Origin of the sequence: Nocardioides sp. Leaf374 (genome assembly GCF_916862475.1) — a bacterium.
In the GTDB taxonomy this organism is placed as follows: Bacteria; Actinomycetota; Actinomycetes; order Propionibacteriales; family Nocardioidaceae; genus Nocardioides; species Nocardioides kribbensis.
The window spans coordinates 81015-96904 of record NZ_CAKASO010000002.1 but is presented as its reverse complement, the minus strand read 5'-3'; the positions used below and the strand labels follow the sequence as shown (position 1 = coordinate 96904).

General features: G+C 75.4%; 12 protein-coding genes. 6 read left to right on the top strand and 6 right to left on the bottom strand.

The genetic code is table 11. The annotated features are described in order from the left end of the window. Positions 1-173: 173 nt before the first annotated feature. The gene (locus LPA27_RS01485; RefSeq protein ID WP_056863097.1) at positions 174-1343 is read right to left on the bottom strand and encodes an acyl-CoA dehydrogenase family protein; all 1170 of its coding nucleotides are present in this window, start codon (positions 1341-1343) and stop codon (positions 174-176) included. A gap of 132 nt (positions 1344-1475) precedes the next feature. Between LPA27_RS01485 and LPA27_RS01480 the strand changes: the two genes are divergently transcribed. Together LPA27_RS01480 and LPA27_RS01475 are read left to right on the top strand one after the other, a co-directional pair. Then, complete coding sequence (locus tag LPA27_RS01480; protein WP_228941248.1) at positions 1476-2078, top strand: TetR/AcrR family transcriptional regulator; 603 nt, start codon at positions 1476-1478, stop codon at positions 2076-2078. A 130-nt stretch (positions 2079-2208) separates the two neighbouring features. Further along, complete coding sequence (locus LPA27_RS01475) at positions 2209-3300, top strand: TerC family protein (RefSeq protein ID WP_228941247.1); 1092 nt, start codon at positions 2209-2211, stop codon at positions 3298-3300. 145 nt (positions 3301-3445) lie between these two features. On the opposite strand, the gene LPA27_RS01470 is transcribed toward LPA27_RS01475, so the two are convergent. Both LPA27_RS01470 and LPA27_RS01465 read right to left on the bottom strand, forming a co-directional pair. Continuing rightward, entirely contained in the window at positions 3446-4051 is a 606-nt protein-coding gene (locus tag LPA27_RS01470; protein WP_228941246.1) for a hypothetical protein, read from the bottom strand. Between the two features lie 127 nt (positions 4052-4178). Then, entirely contained in the window at positions 4179-5366 is a 1188-nt protein-coding gene (locus LPA27_RS01465) for a helix-turn-helix domain-containing protein (RefSeq protein WP_228941245.1), read from the bottom strand. 255 nt (positions 5367-5621) lie between these two features. Here LPA27_RS01465 and LPA27_RS01460 point away from each other — a divergent pair, with 255 nt between their 5' ends. Beyond that, positions 5622-7487 (top strand): flavin-containing monooxygenase, encoded by a 1866-nt coding sequence (locus LPA27_RS01460; RefSeq protein WP_228941244.1) that lies wholly within the window; start codon positions 5622-5624, stop codon positions 7485-7487. 163 nt (positions 7488-7650) lie between these two features. Here LPA27_RS01460 and LPA27_RS01455 read toward each other — a convergent pair whose 3' ends face one another. The 3 genes from LPA27_RS01455 to LPA27_RS01445 all read right to left on the bottom strand — a co-directional run bounded on the left by LPA27_RS01455 (position 7651) and on the right by LPA27_RS01445 (position 10910). Continuing rightward, positions 7651-8625, bottom strand: a complete 975-nt coding sequence (locus LPA27_RS01455) for a hypothetical protein (RefSeq protein WP_228941243.1) — start codon at positions 8623-8625, stop codon at positions 7651-7653. Positions 8626-8863: 238 nt separating this feature from the next. After that, on the bottom strand, positions 8864-9757 hold the full coding sequence (locus tag LPA27_RS01450; RefSeq protein ID WP_228941242.1) for a hypothetical protein: 894 nt from the start codon (positions 9755-9757) through the stop codon (positions 8864-8866). 250 nt (positions 9758-10007) lie between these two features. After that, positions 10008-10910: a sulfite exporter TauE/SafE family protein gene (locus tag LPA27_RS01445; RefSeq protein WP_056903161.1), complete on the bottom strand. Its 903-nt coding sequence runs from the start codon at positions 10908-10910 to the stop codon at positions 10008-10010. Positions 10911-11095: 185 nt separating this feature from the next. Here LPA27_RS01445 and LPA27_RS01440 point away from each other — a divergent pair, with 185 nt between their 5' ends. The 3 genes from LPA27_RS01440 to recC all read left to right on the top strand — a co-directional run bounded on the left by LPA27_RS01440 (position 11096) and on the right by recC (position 15821). After that, positions 11096-11644, top strand: coding sequence for a PGPGW domain-containing protein (locus LPA27_RS01440; protein ID WP_056863104.1), 549 nt, complete (start codon positions 11096-11098; stop codon positions 11642-11644). Positions 11645-11764: 120 nt separating this feature from the next. Continuing rightward, positions 11765-12256 carry a PGPGW domain-containing protein gene (locus LPA27_RS01435; protein WP_056863105.1) on the top strand — a complete coding sequence of 164 codons (492 nt, stop codon included), beginning with the start codon at positions 11765-11767 and terminating at the stop codon, positions 12254-12256. A gap of 142 nt (positions 12257-12398) precedes the next feature. Next, positions 12399-15821: an exodeoxyribonuclease V subunit gamma gene (gene recC / locus LPA27_RS01430; protein ID WP_228941241.1), complete on the top strand. Its 3423-nt coding sequence runs from the start codon at positions 12399-12401 to the stop codon at positions 15819-15821. Positions 15822-15890: the final 69 nt, after the last annotated feature.

Sequence of the window (15890 nt, the reverse complement as noted above, 5' to 3'; positions counted from 1 at the left end):
CAATTGCTGGAACGGCGCAATTGCGCGAGTGGTGCTCGACCGGGGTCGAGGTGTGCGCGGTCTCGACGGGCGGGCGGGTCGGCCAGTTGCTGGAACGGCGCAATCGCGCGAGCGGCCACCGCCCCGCCCGCCGCACGCCGACCGCCGTACCGCTGCGGACCCGGCCGGCGCGCTCAGGCCAGGGTGATCTGGCCGCCGGGGTCCTTGTCGAGCGAGCGGCCGATGACCATGCGCTGGATCTGGTTGGTGCCCTCGAAGATCTGCATGACCTTGGCCTCACGCATGTAGCGCTCGACGGGGAAGTCGCGGGTGTAGCCGTAGCCGCCGAGCACCTGGACGGCGTCGGTGGTGACCTTCATGGCCTGGTCGGTGGCGACCATCTTGGCGATCGAGGCCTCGCGGCCGAAGGGCAGGCCGGCGTCGCGCAGCCGCGCGGCGTGCAGGGTGGTGGCGCGCGCCGACTGCACCGCGGCCTCCATGTCGGCGAGCACGAAGGCCAGGCCCTGGTGGTCGATGATCCGCTTGCCGAAGGTCTCGCGCTCCTGGGCGTAGGCGACGGCCTTGTCGAGCGCCCCCTGGGCCAGGCCCACGGCGACGGCGGCGATGCCGAGGCGTCCGGAGTCGAGGCCGGCGAGGGCGATGCGCAGGCCCGCGCCCTCGTCGCCGAGGCGCCGCTCGACGGGCACGCGCACGCCGTCGAAGCGCATGGTGGCGGTGGCCGAGCCGGTGAGGCCCATCTTGCGCTCGGGGGCGTCGGCCGAGAGCCCCTCGGCGTCGGCGGGCACCAGGAAGCAGGAGATCCCGCGGGCGCCCTCGTCGCTGGTGCGGGCCATCACCTTGTAGAAGTCGGCCTGCCCGCCGTGGGTGGTCCAGGCCTTGGCCCCGTCGAGGACGTACTCGTCGCCGTCGCGCCGAGCAGTGGTGCGCATGGCGGCGGGGTCGGAGCCGGCGTGGGCCTCGGAGAGGCAGTAGGCCCCGAGCAGGTCGCCACCGAGCATGTCGGGCAGCCACTGCTCGCGCTGGGCGTCGGTGCCGAACTGCGCCAGGCCGAAGCACGACAGGGCGTGCACCGAGACGCCCACGCCGACGCTCGACCAGACCGCGCCGATCTCCTCGAGCACCTGCAGGTAGACCTCGTAGGACAGCCCGGCGCCGCCCTGCTCCTCGGGGTAGGGCAGGCCCAGCAGCCCCGAGCGGCCGAGCAGCCGGAAGACGTCGCGCGGGAAGGCCTCGTCGGCCTCGGCCTCCGCGGCGCGGGGGGCGAGCTCGTCGGCGGCGATCTGCCGCACGAGGCGGAGCAGGTCGACGGACTCCTCGGTGGCGAGGACGCGGCGTGCGGGCATGGGGGCCTCCAGGGCTGGGGTCGGGCGGGGGACGAGCGCTGCGTCGGGCGAGGACGCTGGTGAGTACCAGAGTACGCCGCTGAGTACTGATCGCCAGCCGGAGCGGCCGTCTCCCGGCGCTACCCTCGGCAGGTGACCCCGACCCGTGTGCAGCCCGACCGGGCCCGCGTGCGCCGCGACGAGCTGCTCGACGGCCTGGTCGACCTCTACCTCGCCGAGGGCTTCCTCACCCTGGGCGTCGGCGACCTCGCCGCCCGGCTGCGCTGCTCGCGCTCCACGCTCTACGACGTGGCCAGCAGCAAGGAGCAGCTGATCCAGGCCGCCGTGCGGCGCTACTTCCAGCGCGCCGCCGAGCGCATCGCCACCCGTGTCGACGCCGAGCCCGACCCCGGGGAGCGGATCCCGGTCTACCTCGCCGCGGTCGCCGAGGAGCTCGAGCCGGCCTCGGCGCGCTTCCACGCCGACCTCGAGGCCTACGCGCCGGCCGGCGAGGTCTACCGCGACAACACCCGCCACGCCGCCCGCCGCGTGCAGGAGCTCGTCGCCGACGGGGTCGCCGCGGGTGCGCTGCGACCCGTCGACGCCACCTTCGTCGGCGCCGCCACCGCGCAGGTGATGACCGCGATCCAGTCCGGCGCGATCGGCGAGGCCACGGGGCTCGACGACGCCTCGGCGTACCGCCGCCTGGCCGACCTGGTGGTGCACGGTTTGGAGCGGCGCGCGCTGCCTGGCTAACATTCCTCCCGAGGGGAGTACCCCACCCAAGGCCCATCCGGTCAGTACGACGTCCCCGCGGACGTCCCGGTTGGACGCCCGGAGCGATCCGGGCGGGGGAGACCTCAAGCCACCATGCTTGAGGAGACCTGTGTCCATCACCCTTCCCGCCGCACCCTCGGTGCTGGCCATCGACACGATCGGCACCCCGACGCTCTGGGCGGTCACCATCGCCGCCGTCGTCGGCCTGCTCGTGCTCGACTTCATCGCCACGCGCAAGCCCCACGAGGTCACGATGCGCGAGGCCACCCTGTGGTCGATCTTCTACGTCGCCCTGCCGCTGGCCTTCGGTGGCTACGTCTGGTCGCAGCACGGCAGTGAGCGCGGTGTGGAGTACTACACCGGCTACCTCGTGGAGAAGGCGCTGAGCGTCGACAACCTCTTCGTCTTCATGCTGCTGCTCGCCGCCTTCGCGGTGCCCAAGGCGCTCCAGCAGCGTGTGCTGCTCTACGGCATCGTGGGCGCGCTGGTCCTGCGCGGCATCTTCATCGCCCTCGGCGCCGCCGCGCTGTCGGCCTTCGACTGGGTCTTCCTCGTCTTCGGCCTCGTGCTGCTGCTCACCGGCGCCAAGCTGCTCAAGGACGCGCTGTCGGGCAACGAGCACACCACCGACGTCGCCGACATGAAGATCGTCAAGCTCACCAAGCGGCTGATGCCCGTCACCGACGAGTACGTCGGCCCCAAGCTCACCGTCAAGCAGGCCGGCAAGCGGGCCCTGACCCCCTTCGCGCTGGTCGTCGTCGCGGTCTTCGCCACCGACGTGGTCTTCGCCATCGACTCCGTGCCGGCCGTCTACGGCATCACCGGGGACCCCTACCTCGTCTTCGCCACCAACGCCTTCGCCCTGCTCGGCCTGCGCGCGCTGTACTTCGTGCTCGAGGGCGCCCTGGCCAAGCTCGTGCACCTGTCCTACGGCCTCGCCGCGATCCTGGGCTTCATCGGCGTGAAGCTGGTCCTGCACTGGGCCCACATGGAGTGGAGCTCGGTGCCCGAGATCCCGACCCTGGCCTCGCTCGGCGTCATCGTCGGCATCCTGGTGTTCACCACCGTCACGAGCCTGATCGCCTCCTCCAAGGCCGAGAAGGCCGCCGGGGAGAGCGCCACGGCCGACGCCGCCGCGACCGGCCCGGTCGACGAGTTCGCCGGCGACCTCGACGACCCCGACACGCTCAGCCGCCGCTGAGCCGGCGCCGGTCAGGCACCCCCGGACCGGCCCACCGCACAGCACGAGGCCCCGTCGACCGCAGTGGTCGGCGGGGCCTCGTGCGTCGTACGGGTGCGCCCGGCGGGCGACGGGCGGCGGGGGTCGCGACGGGGTCGCGCCCGGGTCAGAGCGGCAGGCAGATCGGGGGCAGCGGCAGGCCCAGCTCGGGCAGGCAGAGACCGGGGTCGTCGGTCGGGGTGGCCGTGGGCGACGTCGTCGGCGACGCGGTGGGGGAGGGCGGGTTCTGCTCCTCGCAGCGGCGCAGCTCCTTCTGCCGCTGCTCCAGGGCCTTCTCCTTCTGCCCGACCTGCACCTCCGACTGCTCGCGGTTCTTCCTCGCCTGCTCCAGGTTGGCGCGCGCGGCCTTCTTCTCCTTGGCCGTGTCGGCCGCCTTCAGCCGGGCCTTCGCGCGCACGACACGCTCCTGGGCGCGCTCGTAGCGGGCCTGCGCGGTGTCGTACTCGGTCTGGGCCCGGTTGACGGCCTCGGCCTCCTCGGGGCACGTGCTCGACGACGTCGGCGTGCTGGTCGCGGTCGCGGCGGCGCGCGGGCTCGACCCGGTGTCGGCCACCGCGATCGCGCTGACACCGCCGACGACCGCCCCGCTGAGGAGCAGGACGCCGAGCAGCGCCGAGACGGCCGCCGGCCGACCGGTGCGGCGCCGGAGGGCGACGGGTGCGATGGGTGCGTCCGGGGTGGGGCGGGGGGTCCGTGCGGGCTCTGGTGTCATGGCGCGGCTTCCTGGGGGTCGCCGCGCGACGTCGGACGCCGGCGGCGGTGGACTGGGGTTCTTCGCAGGGTAGGCCCGCCGGAGCGGTCGCGTGGGGCGTTCGGCCGGATCGGCCGGACACGCTGCCTCAGGTGTGGGGAGCGACGAGGAGGACGACGTCGTCGGCCAGCCGGTAGGGCTGGGTGGACACCAGGGCGCCGACGCTGCGGCGCAGGCGGGAGACCTCGGCGCGCACGGTGACGAGGTGCTCGGCGTCGCCGTAGAGCGCGGTGCTCAGGGCGGCGGCGGTGAGGCCGTGGGGGTGGCGGGCCAGCAGCACCAGGATCTCGGCGTGGCGCCGGGTGAGCGGGGAGCGCCAGGCGCCGCTGCCGGCGTCGACCTCGAGCACCGGCCGCCCGGCGGCATCGTCGACGAGCCGGGCCGTCACCGGGGCGGTGCCGCCGCGCGGCCGCACGAGCCAGCCGCCGGCCAGCCGCTCGGGCACGCACGAGCCCAGGCCCGGCACGGCCAGGGCGCGGTGGGCCACCGGCACCTCGATCCGGTCGCGGGCGGCGATGCCGGCGTGGTGGGCCACCCAGCCGTGGTCGTCGACCACCAGCAGCGGCCCGGTGAGACCGCCGACCACCGGCTCGACGGCGCGGCGCAGGTGCTCCAGCCCCTGCTGGTGGTGGCGCCACAGCTCGGCCTCGGCGAGGCGCACCGCGCTGTCGACCAGGGCGCCGAGCGCGGGGTGGAGGGTCAGCGCGGGCCCGGACACGTCGACGACGCCGAGCAGCTCGCCGGTGCGGGGGTCGTGCACGGGCGAGGCCGTGCAGTACCACGCGTGCTGCTTGTGCTCGAAGTGCTCGGCCGAGAACAGCTGCACCGGCGCGGCCTCGGCCAGCGCGGTGCCGATCGCGTTGGTGCCGACGACCTCCTCGGTCCAGGTGGCGCCCTCGGAGAAGCCGAGCCCGTCGGCGTGCAGCTGCACCCGGGCGGCGCCCTCGCGCCACAGGATGACCCCGTCGGCGTCGCAGACGACCACGAGGAACTGCGAGGCGTCGGCGACGCTGGTGAGCACCCGACGGACCTCGTCGACCACCAGCGCCAGGCGCGACGTACGTCGACGCAGCTCCAGGTCGGCCGTCGGCAGCGGGTCGCGCGCGTTGTCGCCGTCGGGGTCGAGCCCCAGGCGCATCACCCGCGACCACGAGCGGGCCACCAGCGCGCGGGGTCGCTGCGGCGGGCGCGACCCGCCCAGCACGGCGTCGTGGATGCGGGTCAGCGCGCGGGCCTGCTCGGCCAGGTCGGCTCCCGACGCCTGCGCGTGCACCACGCTCCACCTCCCACCCGGTCCGCCCCGTCACCGCGATCGTAGGTCGCGGGCGTGACGCGCGCCACAGGCCGGACGGCCCCTGTGGACGGGCCGGTGGACGTCCGCGCCGGGGCGGTGCCCGCTCCGCCGGGGGCGGTGCAACGCGCTGCAACCCTTCCGCTGCGCCGTCGCGCGCGGTGTGCTGTGGGTCACAGGCCCCACGCCACGCGTCCGGGACCCGTGGTCCCGATCCGTCCGCGCACCACCGGAGGCAGCATGACCCAGACCGTCGAGCCGGCCATCGAGCCGGCCACCGAGCCGCCCACCTCGACCGAGCCGGCCGGGGGCGAGGGCCAGCGCCTCGCCACGCAGTGGCTGCAGCGCTTCGAGTCGGCCCTGCGCGCCCGCGACGTGCGTGCGGCCACCGACTGCTTCGCCACGACCAGCTTCTGGCGCGACCTGGTCTCCTTCACGTGGAACCTGGTCACCGTCGAGGGCCGGTCCGGGGTCGCCGACCTGCTCGAGCGCAACCTCGAGCGCACCGACCCCACCGGCTTCACGACCGCCGAGCCCGCCGACCTCGCCGACGGCGTGGTGACGGCGTGGATCGAGTTCGAGACCGCGGTGGGCCGCGGGCGCGGCCTGCTGCGCCTGGTCGAGGAGGAGGGCGAGTGGCGCGCCTGGACGCTGCTCACCACGCTGCACGAGCTCAAGGGCCACGAGGAGCCGCGCGGGCTGCGCCGTCCGCCTGGTGCGGAGCACGGCGCCCGCAAGGACCGCACCACCTGGGCCGAGCGGCGCCAGCAGGAGGCCGAGAGCCTCGGCTCCACCGAGCAGCCCGCGGTGCTGGTGGTCGGTGGCGGCCAGGGCGGCATCGCGCTCGGCGCCCGGCTGCGCCAGCTCGGGGTGCCGAGCCTGGTCATCGACAAGCACCCCCGCCCCGGCGACCAGTGGCGCAGCCGCTACAAGTCGCTGTGCCTGCACGACCCGGTCTGGTACGACCACCTGCCGTACCTCAAGTTCCCCGACAACTGGCCGGTCTTCGCCCCGAAGGACAAGATCGCGGACTGGCTGGAGTCCTACACCAAGGTCATGGAGGTGCCCTACTGGTCCTCGACCGTGGCCACCTCGGCCAGCTGGTCGGAGGAGACCCAGGAGTGGACCGTCGAGATCGAGCGCGAGGGCACGCCGCTGACGCTGCGACCGAAGCAGCTCGTCCTCGCCACCGGCATGTCGGGCAAGCCCAACCTGCCGTCCTTCCCGGGCCAGGACGTCTTCCGCGGCGACCAGCACCACTCCTCGGCCCACCCCGGGCCCGACGCCTACGCCGGCAAGAAGGTCGTGGTGGTCGGCAGCAACAACAGCGCCTTCGACATCTGCGGCGCGCTGTGGGAGCACGGCGCCGACGTGACGATGGTGCAGCGCAGCTCGACCCACATCGTCAAGAGCGGCTCGCTGATGGAGCACGGGCTGGGCGACCTCTACTCCGAGCGGGCCCTGGAGGCCGGGGTGACGACCGAGAAGGCCGACCTGATATTCGCCTCGCTGCCCTACCGGATCATGCACGAGTTCCAGATCCCCGCCTACCAGGCGATGGCCGAGGACGACAAGGACTTCTACGAGCGCCTCGAGCGCGCCGGTTTCCGTCACGACTGGGGCGACGACGGGTCGGGGCTGTTCATGAAGTACCTGCGCCGCGGCTCGGGCTACTACATCGACGTCGGCGCCGCCGAGCTGGTCGCCGACGGCGAGGTGAAGCTGGCCCACGGCCAGGTCGACCACCTCACCGAGGACTCCGTGGTGCTCGAGGACGGCACCGAGCTGCGCGCCGACCTCGTCGTCTACGCCACGGGCTACGGGTCGATGAACGGCTGGGCCGCCGACCTCATCAGCCAGGAGGTCGCCGACCGGGTCGGCAAGGTGTGGGGCCTGGGCTCCGACACCACCAAGGACCCCGGCCCCTGGGAGGGCGAGCAGCGCAACATGTGGAAGCCCACGCAGCAGCCCGGGCTGTGGTTCCACGGCGGCAACCTGCACCAGTCGCGCCACTACTCGCTCTACCTCGCCCTGCAGCTCAAGGCCCGCCACGAGGGCCTCGACACCCCGGTCTACGCCCTGCAGGAGGTGCACCACCTGAGCTGACGCGCTGGGCCGACCAGCCGGGCCGACCAGCTGGGCCGACCAGCCGGGCCGGCTCCCGAGCCGGCGCCCGCGCGTCAGGGCCGGGTACGCCGCGAGCGCCGCCACCCCCTCGGGTGGCGGCGCTCGGTCGTGCCAGGTGCGGTGGTGCGGGTCGGTCAGTCGCTCACGGGAGCAGGTCGCAGACCGGTCCGAGGAGGGCGTCGCCCAGGATCGGCACGGTCTCCAGCAGCGTGCACGCGGAGTCGAGGCCGCCCAGCCCGCCCGGGGGCAGGCTCGGCAGGCCCTCGAAGCCACCGAAGGGATCGATCGGCAGGCCCGAGACGCCGGGGATGCCCGGCAGGCCCGGCAGGCTCGGCACGTCGCCGGCGGCGAGGTCGCAGATGGCCTGGGGCAGGCCGGCGTCGCACAGCGGCTGGATGGCCGCGGAGCCGTCGGGCAGGTTGGGCGCGCTGGCGGCGTCGCAGATGGCCTGCGGCAGGCCCAGGTCGCACAGGGCCTGGATCGGGCTCGGGCCCCCGGTGCCGCCGGGCAGCGGCAGCGTGGCCAGGGCGTCGCAGACGGCCTGCGGGATCCCGGCGTCGCAGACCGGCTGCACGGGGCCGGTGCTGGTCGGGGTGCTGGTCGGGGTCGCGGTCGGCGTGGTGCTGCTCGACGGGCTGCTCGACGGGCTGGTCGACGGGCTGGTCGACGGGCTGGTGGAGGAGGTCGGGCTGGTCGAGGAGGTGGGGCTGCTGGTCGGGCTCGCCGTCGGCGAGGCCTGGCAGGCCTCGAGCTCGCGCTGGCGCCGCGAGAGCTCGGCCGCGCGGTCCATCTTGGTGTCCAGCGCGGCGCTGCGGGTGCGCTTGGCCTGGGCCAGCTGCCGCTTGGCGGTGGTGCGCTGCTGCCGGGACTCGGCGGCGCGGACCTTCTTCTGGGCCGCCTTCACGCGCTTGGTGGCCTGGGCCACCGCCCGCTTGGCCTGGGCCAGGCGCTCCTGCGCGCTCGCGACGTTCTGCTGCTCGGCCGTGCACGACGCCGCGGCGGCGGTGGTGCGGCCGGGGCTCCCGGCCCAGCCGGCGGTCGAGACGGTGGCGAAGCCGACGACCATGGCGATGCCGAGCAGCGCCGTGACCACCGCCTTCGTGCTGGTGCGGATCATGGGGTTTCCCTCCTCGCCGACGTGTGCCGGCCCGTGGTGTCCCGAGACTGTCCGTGGTGTCTGAAGACGGTCTAGCGGCCCGGAGGCCGGTATTTCTTTGCTTTCGGGCGAGTCGCCGCACCGGTCTGGACCAGCGCGGGTCGCTCAGACCCCGGCGTACGACGACGCCGCCACCCGGTGGCGGTGTGGCGGCGTCGTCGTGGGTCGTCGTGGGTCGTCGTGCGTCGAACGGGGTGGATCAGGGCAGCAGGTCGCACACCGGCTGCAGGGCGGCGCCGACGACCGGGAGGTCGCAGACGGCCTCCAGACCCGGGAAGTCGGCCGGCAGCAGGGCGAGCAGCAGGGTGCTCAGCGCGTCGAGGTCCTCCAGCCCTGGGAAGGCCGGGAAGCCGGGGATCGCGGGCACGTCGGTGCCGTCGGTCGGGATGCCGGGCAGGCTCGGCAGGGTGGGGATGCCGCCCGCGGCGAGGTCGCAGATCTGCTGGGGCAGGCCGGCGTCGCAGAGGGCCTGGATCGGGCTGTCGCCGCCGCCCGGCGTGCTGGGCACGGAGGGGAGGCTGGTGGCGGCGTCGCAGATGGGCTGGGGCAGGCCGAGGTCGCACAGCGCCTGGATGGGGCTCTCGCCACCGGTGCCGCCGGGCGTGGGCAGGGTCGCGAAGGCGTCGCAGATCTCCTGGGGCAGACCGGCGTCGCAGGCGGGCTGGAGGGCGTTGGCGGGCTCCGGCTCGGTGCCGGCCTCGCAGGCGGCGAGGCGCCGCTCGGCCTGGGCCACCCGCTGCTGCTGGGCCTTCTTGCCCTTCGTGGTGGTGGCCTTGCGCTCCTTGGCCGCCGTGACCTGCTTGCGAGCCTGGGCCTTCTCGGCGCGGGTGTCGGCACGGTCGGCCCGGCGCTGGGCGCGCTCGACGGCGCGGGCCGCGCGGCGGTCCTTCGCCCGGGCCTCGGCCAGCTTGGCGCGGGCCTTGTCGACCTGGGCCTGCTGGGTGCTGCAGTCGGCGGCCCGCGCGGCGGTGAGGCCGCTGGGGGCGGCGGCCGGGGCGGCCGTGGCGGTGCTGGTGGCGGCGCTGAGCAGGCCGACGGCGAGCAGGATGCTCGCGCAGGCGGCCAGGCCCAGGCGCAGGATGCTGCGGATCATGGTTCTCCCTCTCCCGTCCGGCTCGGGGGGCCGGCGACCCGTCGGACGTTACGACCGCGTGACGGGGCGCGGGCGAGGTCGCCCACATCACACCGGGTGGTCTGGACCGCGCCGGCCCGGCGCGCGCCGCTGACGCGCCACGGCCCGGTCGCGGGTGCGACCGGGCCGTGGCGAGGGGCTGGCGGGAGGGGCGGCCGGGCCCCTCGCGGGGTCGGGCCGACGCGTCGACCAGGCGGGCGTCAGGCGGGGATCAGGCGGGGGTGAGGCTCTGCTCGTCGGTCATGGCGGCGAGCTCGCGCGAGAGGCGCTCCTGCTTGACGGCCCACACGATGCCGGCGATCCACAGCACGCCCACCACGATCGCGACGGCGACCACGGTGGTGCCGGAGGCGCCGAAGGACTCCACGATGGTCTTGGAGTTGGTGAGCACGATCAGGCCGCCGGCCGCGACGCCGAGCACGCGGGCGGCGAGCTTCTTGACCAGCCACGCGGCGATGGGGGCGGCGATGACGCCGCCGACCAGCAGCGCCGCGGCGTAGGACCACATGATGCCCTGCGAGCCGAGGGCCAGGATGAAGCCGAGCGAGCCGCCGACGGCGACGACGAACTCCGAGGTGTCGATCGAGCCGACGACCTTGCGGGGCTCCAGGCGACCCGAGGAGAGCAGCGTGGTGGTGCCGACCGGGCCCCAGCCGCCGCCGCCGATGGCGTCGAGCGCGCCGCCGACGACGCCCATCGGGGCCAGCATCTTGGCCGAGGGGCGCGACTTGAAGGTGGGGCGGCGCCCGCCGAGCACCAGGAAGCGCCAGATCACGTAGATGCCGAGGGCGAGCAGGATGCCGGCGACCCACGGCTTGGCCGTGTCGCCGTCGAGGCTGGCCAGGAAGGTCGCACCGACGAAGGCGCCGCCGAAGCCGGGGATGGCCAGGATCGAGACCGTGCGCCAGTCGACGTTGCCGAGCTTGTGGTGGGAGAAGCCGGAGACCAGCGAGGTGCCGATCTCGGAGAAGTGGACGGCGGCGGAGGCGGCGGCCGGGGCGACGCCCGCGGCGAGCAGGAGCGTCGAGGAGGTGACGCCGTACGCCATCCCGAGCGAGCCGTCGATGAGCTGGGCCAGGAGGCCCACGAATCCGAGGACCAGGAGCTTGCGCATGAGTGAGCCAATCGGTGAGTTCGGACCCGCACCCAGGCCCGACGTGGTCGATGAGAGATGTAAAGCGTAGTGAATTACTAATCATTATGCAGTGCATCGCTCCGATAGGGGAAATCCCTCGGCGCGTCGCGCCCCCGCCGCCTGCCGCTCCCGCGCCGTTCACCGACGTCGGCCACCGTGTCCGGATGCCCGTCACCCCCGCGCCCGTGCGCCGCGTCCTCGTGTCGGGCGCGGGCTGGCTGCTGGTCGCCCTCGGCGTCGTGCTCTTCCCGCTGCCCGGTCCCGGGCTGCTGCTGCTCGGTGTGGGCGCGGCGCTCCTGGCCCGCCACGACCCGTGGGCCGCGGCGCGCCTCGAGCCCTGGCGGCGCCTCGCGCTGCGGGAGGCCGCGCGCGGTGTGGCGACCTGGCCGCGCACGCTGACGACCGTCGCGGTCACCACCGCCCTCGGGCTCAGCGGGCTGCTGTGGCTCTGGGCGCCGCCGCAGCCCGCCTGGTGGGTGCTGCCGGCGTGGACCTGGCTGCCGGGCGGCGCCTGGGCGGGCGTCGGCCAGCTGGTGTCGGGCGCCGTGGCCCTGGGGCTCACCGTGCAGGCCCACCGCCGCTTCCACGGCGTCCCCGAGGCGCTCGGCGCGCGCGGTGCGGGGGCGTCGGGGGCGTCGGGAGCGCCGCAGGACGCGCCGCCGCACCGGTCGCCGGACCGGTCGCAGGGCCGGCGCAGCGGGGCGGTCGGGTGAGGTCGTCGCCCCGCCGTCGCACCCTTCTGGTGAGGTCGTCGTGACGGTCTCGGAGGAGAGGGGCGCGGGAGTTGGCCTCTTCTGGGATGCTCGTGCCATGCATCGTGCAGGAGTCAGGCCGTGAAGGGCGCCGCCAGGCGCGTCACGCTCGAGGTCGTGGGCTGGACCCTCCTCGTCGTCGGCATCGCCGCCCTCGTCCTGCCCGGCCCCGGGCTGATCCTGATGTTCGCCGGGGTCGCGGTGCTCTCCCAGCAGTACGAGTGGGCCGAGCGCCGCCTCGAGCCGCTGAAGTACCGCGCGCTCAAGGGCGCCGCGGAGAGCGTGGAGACCTGGCCCCGCATCGTCGCCTCGACCCTCGTGGCCCTGGTCGTCGGCGCCTGCGGCGTGCTGTGGATCAGCGATCCGCCGCCGCCGAGCTGGTGGACCCTCGCCGACAGCTGGTGGCTGCCCGGCGGGCTGGCCACCGGCATCACCCAGGTCGCCTCGATGTTCATCGCGCTCGGCCTCATCGTGTGGAGCTACCGCCGCTTCCACGGCAAGCCCGAGGCCGTCGAGGCCCTCGAGGGCGACATCGACGAGGCCGACAAGGCGTCACCGCTCACGAGCGGCTGAGCGGGCCCCGGACCGCTCGGGCCCGCACCGAGCCCGCACCGAGCCCGCACCGAGCCCGCGTGGAGCCCGGCCTCGAGCCTGCGTCGAGCGCTCGCCGACCGGTCCGCCCGGCCTGTCGGCACCGGCGGCTAGGGTGCGCCGCATGGCCCTGACCCTGCACCGTGCGCCCCGCGCCGACGTGCTGGCCGACGGCCTCGCCGAGCTCCTCGCGACCCCCCTCGCCGACCCCTTCGCCACCGAGGTCGTGGTGGTCCCGGCCCGCGGCGTGGAGCGCTGGCTGAGCCAGCGGGTCTCCCACCGGCTGGGTCGCGCCCCGGGCCGCGAGGACGGGGTCTGCGCTGGCGTCGACTTCCGCTCGCCGACCTCGCTGGTCGCCGAGGTGACCGGCACCCGCGACGACGACCCCTGGGCCCCCGACACCCTGGTCTGGCCGCTGCTGGCCACCCTCGACGCCTCGCTCGACGAGCCGTGGGCGCGCACGCTCGCGCTGCACCTGGGGCACACCGCCCCCGGGCAGGGCGACACGCCGGGCGAGGAGGGCGACCTGCGGCGCGGCCGCCGCTTCGCGGTCGCACGGCGGCTGGCCCGCCTCCTGTCGTCCTACGCCGTGCAGCGCCCCACCCTCGTCGCCGACTGGTCGGCGGGGCGCGACACCGACGGCGCGGGCCGCCCGCTGGCCCCCGACCTGGCCTGGCAGCCGGAGCTGTGGCGCCGGTTGGTGGCCCGGGTCGGCTCACCGCCGCCGCAGCGCCACGCCCAGACCGTGGCCAGGCTGCGCGAGGACCCCGCGGCCTGCGACCTGCCCCCGCGGCTCTCCCTCTTCGGCCACACCCGGCTCCCGCTCACCGAGGTCGACCTGCTCGCGGCGCTGGGGGAGCACCGCGACGTGCACCTGTGGCTGCCGCACCCCTCGGCCGCGCTGTGGGACGCCCTGGCCGCGGAGACCGCGGGCGGCCCGGTGCCCCGCGCGCTCGACACCTCCCACCGCCGCGTCGAGCACCCCCTGCTGTCCACCCTGGGCCGCGACACCCGCGAGCTGCAGCGCGTGCTCGCCACGGTCGACCTCACCGACACCCCACCCGCGCCCTCCCCGCCCGTGCTCCCGCCCGTGCTCCCGACGGGGTCGCGCCCGTCGCTGCTGGGGTGGCTCCAGGAGGACCTGCGCGCCAACGCCGTCGGCCCGGCGGGCGGGCGCGTGCTCGCCCCGGGCGACCGCTCCGTGCAGGTGCACGCCTGCCACGGGCAGGCCCGCCAGGTCGACGTGCTGCGCGAGGTGCTGCTCGGCCTGCTCGCCGACGACCCCACCCTCGAGCCGCGCGACGTGCTGGTGATGTGCCCCGACATCGAGTCCTTCGCGCCGCTGGTCGGTGCCGGCTTCGGGCTCGGCGACGTGGTGGGGGCCGACGGCCACCCGGCCCACCGGCTGCGGGTCAGCCTCGCCGACCGCTCCCTGGCCCGCACCAACCCGGTGCTGGGCGTGGCCACCCGTCTGCTCGACCTCGCCGGCGGCCGCGCCGGCGCGGGCGACGTGCTCGACCTCGCCCACAGCGAGCCCGTGCGCCGCCGCTTCGGCTTCAGTGACGACGACCTCCAGCAGCTGACCGAGTGGGTGCGCGAGTCGGGGGTGCGCTGGGCCTTCGACGCCGAGCACCGCGAGGAGTTCGGGCTCGCCGACTACGTCTCCGGCACGTGGCGCTTCGGCCTCGACCGGCTGCTCGCCGGGGTCGCGATGTCGGAGGACGCCGGCGCCTGGCTCGACCGCACCCTGCCCCTCGACGACGTCGGCAGCGGGCAGGTCGAGCTGGCCGGGCGGCTGGCCGAGCTGGTGGCGCGGCTGCAGCGGGTGACCGACGACCTCGTCGGCGTGCACCCCCTCGAGCACTGGCTCGACGTGCTCGCCTCCGGGCTGGGTGACCTCACCGCGGTGGCGGGCGACGAGGCGTGGCAGTCGGGGCAGGCCCTGCGCGAGCTGGCCCGGGTGCGCGAGGACGCCGCCGGCCTGGCCGCGACCGAGCTGCGCCTGCCCGACGTGCGGGCGCTGCTGGAGGACCGCCTCGCCGGGCGGCCCACCCGGGCCAGCTTCCGCACCGGCACCCTCACGGTCTGCACGATGGTGCCGATGCGCTCGGTGCCCCACCGGGTGGTGTGCCTGCTCGGGCTCGACGACGGCGTCTTCCCCCGCGCCGGGGCCGTCGACGGCGACGACGTGCTCGCCCGCGACCCGGTCACCGGGGAGCGCGACGCCCGCAGCGAGGACCGCCAGCTCATGCTCGACGCCGTGCTCGCGGCCACCGAGACCCTGGTCGTCACCTACGCCGGCGCCGACGAGTACTCCGGCCAGGCCCGCCCGCCCGCCGTGCCCCTGGGCGAGCTGCTCGACGCCCTCGACCTCACCGCCACCGTCCCCGCGGCCACCGGGGCGCAGGCCCGCCGGGTCAGCGACGTGGTGCGGGTGCGCCACCCGCTGCAGCCCTTCGACGCCCGCAACCTCACCCGCGGCGCTCTCGTGCCCGACGCCGGGTTCACCTTCGACCCCGCGGCGCTCGCGGGCGCCCGCGCCGCGGCGGGTCCGCGCCGCGAGCCCGTGCCCTTCGTCCCCGGCGTGCTCCCTGCGCGCGGCGCCGACGACGACGTGTCGCTGGAGGAGCTGGCCACCTTCCTCAAGCACCCGGTGCGCGACTTCGTGCGCCAGCGCCTCGACGTCGCGCTGCCCCTCGACGAGGAGCCGGTCGACGACGGGCTGCCGGTCGAGATCGACCAGCTGGCCCAGTGGGGGGTCGGTGACCGGGTCGTGCGCGACCTGCTGGCCGGTCTCGACCCCGCGCGGGCCACCGAGCGCGAGTGGCGACGCGGTGTGCTGCCTCCCGGTCGGCTCGGCTGGCGGCTGCTGCGCCAGGTCGTCGAGCGCGCCGCCCCGCTGGCCGCGGAGGGCCTGGCCCAGCGCCGAGGCCACGAGGCCCGGGCCGTCGACGTCGACGTCGACCTGGGCCGCGGCCGCCGCCTGCGCGGCACCGTGCCGGAGGTCTTCGGCGACCGGCTGGTGCCGGTGAGCTACTCCCGCCTGGGGGCCACCCACCGCCTCCAGTCGTGGGCGCAGCTCCTCGCGCTCAGCGCCAGCGACCCCGACCGCAACTGGACCGCCCACACCCTGGGCCGTCCCTCCAACGGCCGCTCGCGCGACGCGGTCGGCCGCTCGCTGCTCGGCCCCGTCGACCACACCGCGCTCACCCACCTGCGCGACCTCGTCGCCCTGCTCGACCAGGGGCGCCGCGAGCCGCTGCCGCTGCCGGTGAAGTCGTCCTTCCGCTACGCCACCCAGCGCCGCACCCGCGCCCCCCAGGACCAGGCCCTCGAGAAGGTGTCGTGGGACTGGGACGACGACCGCTTCCCCGGTGAGTGCTCCGACCCCGCCCAGGTGCGGGTCTGGGGTCCGGGGGCTCCGGTGCCGGGTCTCGACCAGGCCCCCCGCGAGGGCGAGGAGCACGACGGCGAGACCACCCGCTTCGGCGCCCTGGCCCTGCGCCTGTGGAGCCCGTTGCTCGACTCCGAGCAGGGCGCGTGGTGACCCCGGGCGAGGCCGGCACCCCGGCGAACGACCGCGCCGGGGCCGACCACGGCGTCGGTCCCGGCGTCG

Coding starts and splice junctions, on each gene's coding strand:
- LPA27_RS01485 (WP_056863097.1), bottom strand. CDS start 1,343: ATGCCCGCACGCCGCGTCCTCGCCACCGAGGAGTCCGTCGACCTGCTC.
- LPA27_RS01470 (WP_228941246.1), bottom strand. CDS start 4,051: ATGACACCAGAGCCCGCACGGACCCCCCGCCCCACCCCGGACGCACCC.
- LPA27_RS01460 (WP_228941244.1), top strand. CDS start 5,622: ATGACCCAGACCGTCGAGCCGGCCATCGAGCCGGCCACCGAGCCGCCC.
- LPA27_RS01455 (WP_228941243.1), bottom strand. CDS start 8,625: ATGATCCGCACCAGCACGAAGGCGGTGGTCACGGCGCTGCTCGGCATC.
- LPA27_RS01450 (WP_228941242.1), bottom strand. CDS start 9,757: ATGATCCGCAGCATCCTGCGCCTGGGCCTGGCCGCCTGCGCGAGCATC.
- LPA27_RS01445 (WP_056903161.1), bottom strand. CDS start 10,910: ATGCGCAAGCTCCTGGTCCTCGGATTCGTGGGCCTCCTGGCCCAGCTC.
- LPA27_RS01440 (WP_056863104.1), top strand. CDS start 11,096: ATGCCCGTCACCCCCGCGCCCGTGCGCCGCGTCCTCGTGTCGGGCGCG.
- recC (WP_228941241.1), top strand. CDS start 12,399: ATGGCCCTGACCCTGCACCGTGCGCCCCGCGCCGACGTGCTGGCCGAC.